The sequence below is a fragment of the Candidatus Hydrogenedentota bacterium genome, from assembly GCA_016791475.1.
Lineage (GTDB): Bacteria > Hydrogenedentota > Hydrogenedentia > Hydrogenedentales > JAEUWI01 > JAEUWI01.
The window spans coordinates 130137-142095 of the sequence record JAEUWI010000006.1; the positions used below are offsets into that span (position 1 = coordinate 130137).

An 11959-nucleotide genomic window follows, 5' to 3' on the forward strand; every position below is an offset into this window, starting at 1 on the left:
TTGTGTGGTTCAAAATTTTGGTTGTGGCTACGCCACGCTGTGTCCATCTGAGTCCATCGGTGGGATAGCGCTTGGGTTCGGCGTCGCTAGCGGTTCAGCGCCACCAGCCGGTCGCGGAACTGGGCCAGATTATCCACGCAGTAGACGCCGTCCAACTCGTAGTGATGGCGGTTCTGCACGATGCCGCCGCCGCCCGCAAGCATGGGTATGCGCTCCTGGAGCACGTGGCGCAGCGTATGGAATTCGTGGATTACGGAAGGGTTGTTGCCCGGCGCCACGATGCTGACGGCGACGGCGACCGCATTGGCTTCCATGGCGGCCAGGGCGATCTCCTGGGCCGGTAGATTGGGGCCCAGGTAGAGGTCGCGCCAGCCTTCATTGGCCGCGATGGTGGCGGCCATCAGCGCGCCAATCTCGTGGTCCTGCCCGGCGGGGGTGGAAATGACGATGCAGGGCGCACCCACGCCCGCGCGGCGGATCTGCTTCATCCGGCCCAGGAAGCTGCGTATGGCGGCGGTGGCCATGTGCTCATGGGCCACGCGTATTGACCCGTCATGCCAGCGCGCGCCCACCCAGCTCATGAGGGGGCCCACAAGATCATCCAGCAGGGTCAGCAGGGGCAACTGGACGCTGGCGTCCAGAAGCGTCCGGGCGAGCACCTCCTCGTTCATATTCAGAACAGCATCCTTGCAGGTGGACATCAGCGCGGCGACCTGGTCCTGATCGCCGGCCCGACGCGTGTCCAGGGCCGGGCTGGCGGCGAGCTTGTCGCCGTCCACCTGCGTCAGCATTTTCTTCAGCTCCTGATTGGGGAGCTGGGCGATAAGCCGAATGGACTGGCCCTGCGCCTTGACCTGATTGAGGAGTTTCAGCCGGTCCACATCCGCGTCGCTGTACAGGCGACGGTTGGTGTCCGTCCGCTGGGGCTGGATGGCGGAATAACGCCGTTCCCACACGCGGATGACATGGGTGGACAGGCCCGTGCGATGGGCCACAAAGTTGATCGGATGTCGGGGTTCTTCGTAAGTCATGGGGGAATTATAGCAGAGCTGTCTACATATAGATACAACAAATTTTAGACAGAACTACTCTTGTCTGAGCCGGGGCGGCAGGTTTACTTCGGCAAAGGTTACCGCGCGAATCTCATAGGGAATCCCCGATTCGTCCTGCTCGATCTTCAGATAGTATCGCCCCGGACCATCCAGTACGCAAACCCGCATCTGGAGATAGTCCACATTGGTGATTCGGGTAAAGGGCTGGTCCGTTTCCGCGAGATACACCGTAACGGCGAACTTCCCCGGTATGCCGAGATCCTTCCGCAACACAACGAGCCGCCAGAAGGGTTCCGAAATCTCAAAGGACTCCGACTTGAAGCTCCGCACCCCCTGCCACTCGGCCACCACGGAGCCGGGCAGATTCGGCGTATACGGTTTGTCCAGACCGCCATTCATCGCAGCGATTCTCGATTGAAACCAGGCAACCCGTTCGGCGACTTGCGTCGAAGACCTTGACAGGCCGATACCGTAGTCCTCGATTATTCCCAGGGAGCGATCGATGGCGTCGAGGGCCGCTTGATGGGGCGCGACACTTCGCCTGTACTGCCGATTGATCTCGTCCCGGTCTTCGGTGGCCTGGCCCGCCTGCGCGGTGGCGGCGTCATCCAGGATCTCTTTGATAAGATTGCCGTTTCTCGACTGGCCGAAGGTGGCCACCGATTCTTCAAGTTGTCGCTCGATGGCGTCCGAATTGTCTCGGCGGATGACCTCCTGCTGTGCCTCATCCCGGAGGGCCGCCAATCGGTCGATCTCCTCCTGATGCTGGGTGGCCTGAGCATTCAGCGCCTCGATCTCGCTATCCAGCCGCGTGCGCTCCCGCTCGAAGTTGGTCTGGTTCTCCTGACCGACATGCAGAAGATTCTCAGTGATAAGCCTCCGCTCTTCAGCACTTAGCTTCCTCCAGAATTCCACCTGGGCGTCTTCCAGCGCCTGCTCCTTCAATAGATTCCTTGCGTGAATCGCTTTGGAATCGAGGGTGCCCGAAGGTTCGGCGGAACCGGCAGCGGGCCGTTTCGCCGCTATGCCGGAAGGGCTCTTCTTCTCCGCCCGGGCTTTGTTCAGGTTGAAGCGCTCCAGCAGGGCCGCCCGCGCGGCCGGGTCCTCGTCGATCCGGGGTTCGCCGACATCGGTGCGTTTCCGGCTGACTTTTTCAACCCGGCCCTCATCGGGAAAGTAGATGTGGTGGTTGCTTCCGTCGCTGCGTATGTAAACGTTGCTGTAGAGCCGCGTGCCGACCGTAATCGAATCGGCCGGGGTGCCGCAGGCCAGCAGTATCGCAAGAATCCAAAGAATCGAACGCCCCATGCCGATGCTCCTTATTGCTGCCGTTACGCCGCACGAGAGGTACCCGCCTTGAGCGCCTCACCCGCTTAGTATAAGCGTGATACCGTAATTGCGCAAGGATATTTACCCGCCCAAAAGCTCGGCCTGTGCGCGGCTAAAACAGCGCGCGGACTTTGATGGTCTCGGGCATTTCGGAGAGCTGTTTGATCATGGCCTTGGTCGCGCTCTTGTCGGTGTCCATGATGAGGTAGCCCACGTCCTCGTGGGTGCGGAGGTACTGGGCGGCGACGTTGATGCCGACCTCGCCGAACATGGTATTGACCTTTTGCAGTACGCCGGGGACGTTCTGGTGGATGTGGAGGATGCGGTGGTGATCGCGGAGTTCGGGGAGGACTTCGCTGGGGAAGTTGACCGCGCCTTCGGTGCTGCCGTTGTTGGTGAAGCGGATCAGCTTGCCGGAGACTTCGAGGCCGATGTTGCGCTGGGCCTCTTCGGTGGCACCGCCGATGTGGGGCGTGAGGATGACGTTGTCCCGGCCCTGCAGGGGCGACTGGAATTTCTCGTCCTTGGATTTGGGCTCTACGGGGAAGACGTCGAGGGCGGCGCCCGCGATTTTTCCCTTGTCCAGCGCGGTGGTCAGGGCGTCGATATCGACCACGGAGCCGCGGCTTGCGTTGAGCAGGAAGGCGCCCGGGCGCATCCACGCGAGCTCTTTCTTTCCGATCATGCCTTCGGTGTCGCGCGTACCGGGGACATGCAGTGTGACCACGTCGGAGCGCTCCATGAGATCGCGCAGGTCCACCGTGCGGGTGGCGTTGCCCATGCTGAGCTTGTCCATGACGTCGTAGTAGAGCACGCGCATGCCGAAGGCCTCGGCCAGGACGGAGACCTGCTGGCCGATGTGGCCATAGCCCACGATGCCGATGGTCTTGCCGCGCATTTCCACGCTGCCTGCGGTTTCCTTGGACCATTCGCCCGCATGAGCGCCTTTGATCTTGCCGTAGAGTCCGCGGAAGAGCATGCCCATGTAGGTCATGACCAGTTCGGCCACGGAGCGGGTGTTGGAAAAGGGTGCATTGAAGACGGGGATGCCGTTGCGCATCGCCGCGTTGATGTCGATCTGGTTGGTGCCGATACAGAAGGCGCCCACGGCCAACAGGCGGTCCGCCTTGTCGATGACTGTCCGGGAGATCTGGGTCTTCGAACGGATGCCCAGGATATGAACGCCCTTGATGGCCTTGCGCAGTTCGGCCTCGTCCATCGCGCCCTTGTGGGCTTCCACGCTGAAGCCTTCGTCCTGGAATCGGCGCACGCTTTCGGGGTGGACGCCTTCCAGCAGAAGGACCTTGATCTTGTTCTTGGGGAAAGAGGTGGTGGTCATGGCAATACCTGTGCTGTCGTGCCCGGCGGCGGTTTTTTGGGGATCAGCGGAAAGTATACCGGAGGAGGGGCCGAAGTCTGAAATGGGAGGCTGTGGGTTGTAGGCTTCAGGCTTCAGGCGTGAACGCAGTCCACAGGTTATGCGCGACTTGAAGGACCCAAGGGACCCAAAGGACCCAAAGGACCCAAAGGACCCAAAGGACCCAAAGGACCTAAAGGACCCAAGGGACCCAAGGGACCCAAGGGACCCAAAGGACCCAAAGGACCCAAGGGACCCAAGGGACCCAAGGGACCCAAAGGACCCAAAGGACCCAAGGGACCCAAGGGACCCAAAGGACCCAAGGGACCCAAGGGACCCAAGGGACCTAAAGGACCCAAAGGACCCAAAGGACCCAAAGGACCCAAAGGACCCAAAGGACCCAAAGGACCCATACGACCCCCAATTCCCACCCTTCGTTTGATTTCCTTTGAACTCAGTCCCGACAATGGTCTCCGGCAATTCTGCCTCTGTTTACTTCAAAGGAGTATCCCCATGTCGAACAGCAACGCCCGAATTCTGGCTTTCGCGGGAAGCACCCGTGTCCATTCCTTCAACAAGAAACTGGTCGCCGCCGCGGCGAAAGGGGCGGAGGCCGCCGGGGCGCAGGTCACCCTGATTGATCTTCGGGAGTATACGCTGCCCCTCTTTGATCAGGATCTGGAAGCCGCCGAAGGTCTGCCCGAGAATGCAAAGGTCTTGCGCGAGCTTTTCCTAAGCCACAACGCACTGTTGATCGCGTGCCCGGAGTACAACGGTTCCCTTCCCGCCGTGCTCAAGAACGCCATCGACTGGGTGAGCCGCCGCCAGGAGGGCGAGCCGCCCCTGGCGTGCTTCAAAAACAAGATCGCCCTGCTTCTGGCCACTTCGCCGGGGGCCCTGGGGGGCCTGCGCGCCCTGCGCCACCTCCAGACCGTGCTCATGGGGATGCAGGTGGTGGTGCTTCCCGAGCAGAAGGCGATTCCAAAGGCGGCCGAGGTCTTCAACGAGGAAGGCATCGGCGATGAGAAGATTCGGGCGGATGTGGAGCGCCTGGGCGCGCGCCTGGCCGAAATGGCCGCGCTGTTTCACGCGTAAAATTGGTCCCGCGCGGGGCTAAAGTACCTTCCCCCGCTGCCGATATAAGACGCATGAGGCTGAGACACGGAGGTCAAGGCGACGAATCGACACGGAGGTCGGCGGAGACGACGGGTAAGGCTAGATGAAACGCCGGGTGTCATTCCCAACACCAACGCGATCGGCGATTTGTCCCATAGTCTTTCCATCCATGAGAGGCGCCACTACAACCTTGTTGTGGCGTTTTTCTTTTTTTGAGCGGGGACAACAAATACCGCAGGTGGAAGATTCCGTCGGCCATCTCTGTTGTGCCTGCGGTGGTGAAGTACGGATTTCACCATCGGAATGACATACCCATCCATCCATTTTGCCCGTCTAAAGTATTCTGGAACGGTGCCGATAGTTTAAGTACAAGGCCGAGACAAGGAGGTCGAGGCCAGCGCGACACGGATGTCAATTGCTTAATACCTGGAAATGTACTCCCAGGGCGGAAAATCCCGCCGCCCGCTTTAAGAGTCGCCCCCAGGGTCTTACCTCGGAAACGCGTTGCAGGCCTCCTGCAGCGCGTTTCAGGTATTTGGAGCGCGATCTTTTTCGTGCCCGCCCGCTAAAGTTCCCCGCAGGCCTGCCGATAAGAAACCAAGCGGTCACTGAGCTTGCAGATTCCTAAAGAATCGCCGGGCCGAACATCCCACGGCGTATCCGGCAGTCAATCTCAGGTACTTGCCTCCTGGGTGGCGGCATGGCTTCGTCCATGACGCCGTCTTTTTTTTTGTGCGCCCCATCGAATGGGGACGCGTCGTGGCCGCCCTTCATTCATAGTTCACTTCCTTCATCACCAGTCCCTGGGGCGGCGCGCAGTGGCCCAGGAAGGGCCCGCCCGACTGCAGGGACTCGTCGATAAACGACGGGTCGAATCGTCCACGCCCAATTTCCACCAGGGTGCCTGCAAGATTGCGCACCATCTTGTAGAGAAAACCGTCGCCATAGAATTCAATGTGCCAAAGGTTCTTGGCGTCGATGGGGCCAATGACGCCGCCTTTCTTCAACTGCACATCGAAGAGGGTGCGAACGGTGGTCTTCATCTGGCTGCCCGTGCTTTGGAAGCCGGCGAAATCGTGGGTGCCCACCAGCTTCGGCAGCAGCGACGTCACCAAGTCCAGATCCATCTTGTAGGGCACCCGCCAACTGTAGGGCGCGCTGAAGGGATCGGTTTCCCGGCTGAAATTGAAGGTGTAGCAATAGCGCTTGGACTTCGCCGAAAAGCGCGCGTTGAAGTCCGATGTGGTTGGCTCCAGGGCCGTGATCTGGATCTCCGGCTCCAGCATCATGCAGAGCGCGTGGCGAAGCGTGGGATTCAGGGGCCGGGGCCATTCGCAGGAGAATACTTGCCCCAGGGCATGAACCCCCGCGTCGGTGCGGCCCGCCCCCTGAATGCGAATGGGCTGCGAGGCGATCTTGCTCATCGCCGCCTCGATCTCGCCTTGAACGGTACGTTGATCATGTTGGGATTGCCAGCCGGCGAAGTGGGTGCCAACATAGCGGACGGTGCCTTTAAGTGGATACATCATCCGGGTATTGTAGAGGGCTGTCGGCGTGAAGTGCCAGTTGGGGGGAAGTTGAAGGATGAAGGTTGAAGGGTGAAGGTTGAAGGCTTCAGGCTCGGAGATACCGCGCCAGCCCGGGTCCCAAAGGACCCAAGGGACCCAAGGGACCCAAGGGACCCAAGGGACCCAAGGGACCCAAGGGACCCAAGGGACCCATAAGACCCATAAGACCCATAAGACCCATAAGACCCATAAGACCCATAAGACCCATAAGACCCATAAGACCCATACGACCCATACGACCCATAAGACCCTCGACCAGGAAGGCGATAGGTCTGGCGCCCGCCCGCATAGTACAATCGTCGCCTGAAGTCTGAAGCCTCCAACCTGAAGCCTCTTCCATGCTCTTTATTTTCGAAATGCTCATCCTCGGTATTGCCGCGGGACTTATCAGCGGCGCCCTTGGCCTGGGTGGTGGCGTCGTGATGGTGCCCGCCTTTCTTGCGTTTGTTTCCTGGATGGACGTCCATACCGCCAAAGGGACCAGTCTTTTTATCATCGTCTTTGTTTCGGCGACCAACGCCTGGCGGCTGGGCAAGCGCCTGGAGGTGGTGCCCTGGGGCCTCGTGGGCAAACTGGCGACGGGCTCCATCGTGGGCGGCTATCTGGGCGCCTGGATAACCACCTTCGCGTCGGAACGCGTTATTCTGGGGCTTTATCTCGCTCTCGTCTGCACCATCGCCTGGCGCTTGTTCCACACCGCCAATGTCGCGGAAGTTCAGCGGAGCGCGGCGCCCCGATGGTGGTTCCCGCCCTTGCTCGGGGCTTTCAGCGGCGCGGCGGGCGGCGCAACGGGGACGGGGGGCGGACTCATTCTTGTTCCGCTGGCGCTGCAGACCGGTCTGGCGACAAACAAGAACGCCACGGCCATATCCAACATGGTCATGGTTCTCGTGGCCACCATGGGCACCGTTGCCCACCTGCGGGCCGTGCCCACCCTGTCGGTGGCGTGGACCGTGGGCCACATCAATTTCCAGGTCGTGCCGGCGGTGTTCATCGGCGCGCAAGTGGGATCCGCCCTCGGCCGCCGCTTCGATCACCACCTCTCCCTGCGCGGGCGCCGGATCGTGCTGGGCACCCTGCTCCTGCTGATTGTTGCGTCGCTGCTGCCCCGCATGGTGTAGTGGGATAGTACGGACTGATATTCGCCCGCACCGCCGGCCCGGCCGGTGTTTGAAGAAAGGCCCCGATCCACCATGCCCCTGCTCGACAAGAAAGGCCGCCTGCTCGGGCGCTTCAACATCTTCGATCTCTTTGTGGTGAGCGTCGTGGCCGCGCTGGCCGCCATCGCCTACGTGAAGTTCAGCGCGCCCCAGCGCGTGGCGCCGCCCTTTGCCCTGGAGGAAAACCGCGCCCCGGTGGGGGTTGCGCTTCAGCTTCCCGCCGACCAGCCCTGGATGTGCGACTATGCGAAGCCGGGTCTGGCCGAGCGCGATCCGCGCACGGGTGAAGTGATCGCGGAAATCCTGGGCTGTAGCATCCGCGACGGCTTTCCGACGGTTGATTTGCGAATCCACGCCGTGCGCGACAGCGAAGGTCGCATCCTCTTCGAAGGCCAACCGCTGGCGCCGGGACGTTCCCTGGAGATAAACACCGACACGGCGATCCTTTCCGGCGTTGTGCGCGCCGTCTCCACCGAGGCGCCGTGATTTCGGGGGCCGCCTGGCGCGCAAGCCGCACGGGCCGCCTGGTGAGGGCCTCGCTCCTCTATCGATGGGGCCAGCGGAAATCCACGGTCCTGCCCCTGCTGGAAGAGGCCCGAGGATTGGGGTGGATTCCCCGTCGATCCGGAATCTTTCATGGGGCCTTTGCCGCGGCGCTTCTCGCCGCCGGGTTGGCGCTGTTTTCCGGGCAGGCGGCACTCGCGCTCGCGCTTCTCCCACTTGCCCTGGCCCTGCGGGCACCCGGGCCCGCGCTTGCGGCCCTGCCCGCCCTGTTTATCTGGGCGCCGCGCCTGACGCTGGGGGAAGGTGGTGGTGAAGCCATCTTCCTGCGCCTCGATCAGTTTGTCGTGGCCGGCCTGGTGCTTCGCGGACTGATCCACCCAGGCGAGCGACTGGCGAGTCCGCCGGCCCACACGGGCTTCCTCCTGTTTCTGGCGGCCCTCTGTCTCAGCGTGGTCCTCGGCCTGATTCGAGGGACCCTGGCGGCTCCCGTGTCGGCCCTGCTTTATCTGGCCCAATGGCTGGAGTTCTACGCGCTTTACGTGGTCGCCTGGAACTACGCGCCCCGCACTCGGCGCCTCCTTCCCTATGCCTGGACCTTGCCTCTGGTTGCCCTCGCGGCCTATGGCCTGGCGGAGAGCGCCTGGCCATTGCACGAAGATCCCGAGGTGCGCTACCGCACCTTTGAGCGCGCGCTTTTTCCCGGGCAGGCCAACCATGCCGCCGGGCTTTTCGCGCTGGCCACCGCCACGGGACTGGGCATGACCCTGAAGCCTCGCTACCGCGTCCTGGGCCTTGCCCTGGCGATCCTTTCCACCCTGGCCATCTGGCCCACGGGCTCGCGATCGGGCGCACTCGCGTGGGCCGCCGGTATTGGGGCTTTCCTCGTGGTCCGCGTGCCCGCCCTTCGCTGGTGGGCCGCGCCCCTGGTCGTGCCGGGGTTGGCGGCGGCGCCGGGCAGCTTCTGGGCCGCCCACAGTTTGCCCGGCAGCTCCATGCATGATCGTCTCGTGGCTTGGAAGAGCGCCTTGAGCACCGTGGACGTGTACCCATTCCTGGGCCTCGGCGCGGGCGCCCGTCACCGCTCTTACTACGACAATCAGTACATCATGACCCTCGCGGAATCGGGCCTTGTGGGGATGATGCTGTTGCTGATGCTGCTCTTCGGCCTGGCGCGCGCCCTGGGCCAACGATCGGGGTCCCGCCCGGAATGGTGTGCGGTCGGCGCCCTGGCGGGGCTTGCAGCGCTCATGGTTCACGGCCTGGCCACAGCCACCTTTATCGTCACCATGACGGCCGGGCCCCTGTTCTGGTATCTTGGCGTGGCGCTGAGCGCACGCGAGGAGAGCCCATGAGCCCCGGTATTCCCCCCAGTCTTGATCGGCAGGACCAGCGCGTGGCGCTTGTCGTCGGCACAATTATTCTCGTCGCCATGTTTGTGGCCACCCTCGTGGTGGTCGTCGGACGAACCGCGGGAGGGCCGCCCTCCGAAGAGGGTCCCCCCGCATCGCGTCTCGACCGGTACCTGGCGGAAGAGGAGCGGGCCAGCGCCTATGCCGTCGTGCGGGATCAATTGGACCAGATGAAAGAGGAACAGGGTATCGCGGCGGTGTTTTGCCGCGACAGTTCCCATCGCTGGATTGGCGGGGAGATCGAATTTCGGGGACAGGTGGACTTCCAGATGGAGGAGGGAGGTATGGAGCGGCACGACTATACCGCCCGCCTCAGCGGTTCCCGGCAGGCCGGATGGCAGGTGCTTTCCATCGAGTTGGCTGTCGAAGAGGCACTCTAAATCCAATCGAATCCACCGGATCCGCCGGTAAGAATTCAACAGGATCCGCCGTCCCTGTGGGACCAAACCCAGCGTGACTCCACTTTAATCCACTGCGGCTCCTTTCAGGGGCCGTCCTTATACCAGCGGTTCTACCGGTGGTTACGGAATCGGGGGAAATTTCAGTAGTCAGGGGGATTCGGGGCGGGTAATCCGTGCCCCTGTGATCGCGATGCGGTTTTTCCTTTGTACCCCTCCTGGGCCGTATCAATTCCTTTGCGCGCATCCGTACCCGACGCAGCAAAATCCCGCTTTAATTGTTTATAGCATTTAGGGCTTCAATTCTAGCGAGAATTATACGCGAAACACGGAAATTTCTCAGCTTTCCCCCGGGGATTATTTCGTGGCCACGTTTCAAAATTCGCTAAATCTGAAAATTTCACTTGCAACATGTCTGGTATCTGTGATAGAATCGCAACTACATAGTGTGGCTGCGATTCGCAGCGACCACTATATGCATGGGGGACATGCTTTCGGGGAATGCGCTACCGGGCGGTCGGCGCCGTTGTGTATCAAGAGCGTTTGGAACGGGGAGGGGGAACTGTGTCAGCTCGGGCAGAGTTGTACACCCAAATTTGGAGCATACGCCTATGAGTACCCCAGCCAACTGGGAGTCAAGGTCCCGGCACGTCGCCGTAGTGCTGCCCTCCATTCTCGGAGCCGCAGGCATTGCGACGGGGCTTGCGGCATTTATAAATCCGCGTATTGCTCATCTGTTGGCCGACAACGGCAGCCTCCTGCTCTGTGCGACGGGCGCGTTGCTGCTTGCGGCGGCGGCGGCGTCATCCACGCTGGTGGGCCTTTCCCGCCGCGCCGATCGTCTGGCGGCGGTCCTGGATTCGGTCGCCAGTGGCGAAGACGTCGGCCCCCAGGCCGCGCGCATTCAAACATCCCATCCGAAACTGGCGGAGAGCCTGATTCGCTGTCTTGAGCATATCCAGCGCGAAACGGCCATGATCGACTCGGCCCTGTTGACGAATCGCGCGCTGGCGCGGGAGTTGAACGAACTGGGCGCCCTGCTGGATCGTTTGCCCGTGGGAATTCTGCTGCTGGACCGGAATCAGGAGATACTCCTGGTGACGGAGGCGATTGCGCCCTTCCTGAATGTGCCGCCCCACGAGGCGCTCCACCAGCCCCTGGGCGAGGTGCTGTCGGCGTCGATTCTGGAGCGTGTTTTCCCCGCCGGGGGCGACCCGGCGGCCGAAGCGGTGATTTCGTGCCAGGTCCTGGTGAACAACGAGCCCCGGGACTATGCGATCCGCATCCACGCACCCTCCGAACAGCGCCATGGGCGCCTGCTGCTGGTGTTCAGCGACGTGACGCAGCAGCGCCTTCAGGAGCAACACGAGGTCAGCGTCGTCCGCACGGTGGCCCGGCTTGTGGAAGGCCCGCTGCAACGCGTGGAAACGGCCCTCTATCCGGCGACCCAGCCCGGGGGGGACGGTTCGGCGCTCGCGTCCTCCGGAACGGCCATTCATCTTGAGATTGAGGCCGTGCGCCATCTGATGCGGAATCTCGAACTGCTGCCCTCGTTGCAGCAGGGCTCCCTGCATGTTGATCGGACGGGGGTTTCCGTGGAGCGTCTTTTCGCGGATGTGGAATCGACCTGCGGCCGGAGCTGCGCCGTGCAGAACATTGAATTCGAAGTGGTCCAGCCCGCACGGGCCCTCGCGCTGGAGGGCGATGCCCGGCTCCTTGCCACGCTCCTGAGCAATCTCATCTATGCGGTGCTGCAGCGCAGCCATTCCGGCGCGCGCATCCGGCTACAGACCAGTGCCCACGAGGATGCCTTTCACATCGAAGTGCATGACAACGGTCCCAACGTGACGGCGCGGCTTCGCGAGCAACTCGGCGCGGCGCGCCATGATCGCGCCTTTGCCCTGGAGCAACTGGAACCGGGCGAACTCGGCCTTGCGGTGGCGTGCGAGATAGCGCGGCTTCACCACGGCACGCTGGAGCCCGGCGGGCCGGCGGAGGCGGGCAATACCTGCACGCTGCGCCTGCCCCGGACCGTATTGCAGGGTCCCGCCAATGATTGAGCACCT

12 protein-coding genes are annotated in these 11959 nt (G+C 62.2%); 6 read left to right on the forward strand and 6 right to left on the reverse strand.

The genetic code is table 11. The features are described 5' to 3' along the window. Nucleotides 1–86 precede the first annotated feature (86 nt). From JNK74_04980 to JNK74_04995, 4 genes are all read right to left on the reverse strand, one after another. The gene (locus JNK74_04980) at nucleotides 87–1031 is read right to left on the reverse strand and encodes a MerR family transcriptional regulator (GenBank protein ID MBL7645527.1); all 945 of its coding nucleotides are present in this window, start codon (nucleotides 1029–1031) and stop codon (nucleotides 87–89) included. 54 nt (nucleotides 1032–1085) lie between these two features. Further along, complete coding sequence (locus tag JNK74_04985) at nucleotides 1086–2360, reverse strand: hypothetical protein (GenBank protein MBL7645528.1); 1275 nt, start codon at nucleotides 2358–2360, stop codon at nucleotides 1086–1088. A 133-nt stretch (nucleotides 2361–2493) separates the two neighbouring features. Further along, on the reverse strand, nucleotides 2494–3720 hold the full coding sequence (gene serA, locus JNK74_04990; protein MBL7645529.1) for a phosphoglycerate dehydrogenase: 1227 nt from the start codon (nucleotides 3718–3720) through the stop codon (nucleotides 2494–2496). 137 nt (nucleotides 3721–3857) lie between these two features. Next, nucleotides 3858–4007: a hypothetical protein gene (locus tag JNK74_04995; GenBank protein ID MBL7645530.1), complete on the reverse strand. Its 150-nt coding sequence runs from the start codon at nucleotides 4005–4007 to the stop codon at nucleotides 3858–3860. A 244-nt stretch (nucleotides 4008–4251) separates the two neighbouring features. Between JNK74_04995 and JNK74_05000 the strand changes: the two genes are divergently transcribed. Continuing rightward, nucleotides 4252–4833: an NAD(P)H-dependent oxidoreductase gene (locus tag JNK74_05000; protein ID MBL7645531.1), complete on the forward strand. Its 582-nt coding sequence runs from the start codon at nucleotides 4252–4254 to the stop codon at nucleotides 4831–4833. A 791-nt stretch (nucleotides 4834–5624) separates the two neighbouring features. Here JNK74_05000 and truA read toward each other — a convergent pair. After that, nucleotides 5625–6383 (reverse strand): tRNA pseudouridine(38-40) synthase TruA, encoded by a 759-nt coding sequence (truA, locus tag JNK74_05005; GenBank protein MBL7645532.1) that lies wholly within the window; start codon nucleotides 6381–6383, stop codon nucleotides 5625–5627. A gap of 85 nt (nucleotides 6384–6468) precedes the next feature. Beyond that, entirely contained in the window at nucleotides 6469–6786 is a 318-nt protein-coding gene (locus JNK74_05010) for a hypothetical protein (GenBank protein MBL7645533.1), read from the reverse strand. Between JNK74_05010 and JNK74_05015 the strand changes: the two genes are divergently transcribed. The 5 genes from JNK74_05015 (at nucleotide 6761) to JNK74_05035 (ending at nucleotide 11953) form a co-directional block, all read left to right on the forward strand. Continuing rightward, nucleotides 6761–7543 carry a sulfite exporter TauE/SafE family protein gene (locus tag JNK74_05015; GenBank protein ID MBL7645534.1) on the forward strand — a complete coding sequence of 261 codons (783 nt, stop codon included), beginning with the start codon at nucleotides 6761–6763 and terminating at the stop codon, nucleotides 7541–7543. The two genes, JNK74_05010 and JNK74_05015, sit on opposite strands and share 26 nt — an antisense overlap. 72 nt (nucleotides 7544–7615) lie before the next feature. Continuing rightward, nucleotides 7616–8068, forward strand: a complete 453-nt coding sequence (locus JNK74_05020) for a DUF4330 family protein (GenBank protein ID MBL7645535.1) — start codon at nucleotides 7616–7618, stop codon at nucleotides 8066–8068. Continuing rightward, nucleotides 8065–9438, forward strand: a complete 1374-nt coding sequence (locus JNK74_05025; protein MBL7645536.1) for a hypothetical protein — start codon at nucleotides 8065–8067, stop codon at nucleotides 9436–9438. The genes JNK74_05020 and JNK74_05025 overlap by 4 nt, the downstream gene beginning before the upstream one ends. Beyond that, entirely contained in the window at nucleotides 9435–9875 is a 441-nt protein-coding gene (locus JNK74_05030; GenBank protein MBL7645537.1) for a hypothetical protein, read from the forward strand. Before JNK74_05025 ends, JNK74_05030 begins: the two co-directional genes overlap by 4 nt. Nucleotides 9876–10504: 629 nt before the next feature. Beyond that, the gene (locus JNK74_05035; protein ID MBL7645538.1) at nucleotides 10505–11953 is read left to right on the forward strand and encodes a PAS domain-containing protein; all 1449 of its coding nucleotides are present in this window, start codon (nucleotides 10505–10507) and stop codon (nucleotides 11951–11953) included. Nucleotides 11954–11959 lie beyond the last annotated feature (6 nt).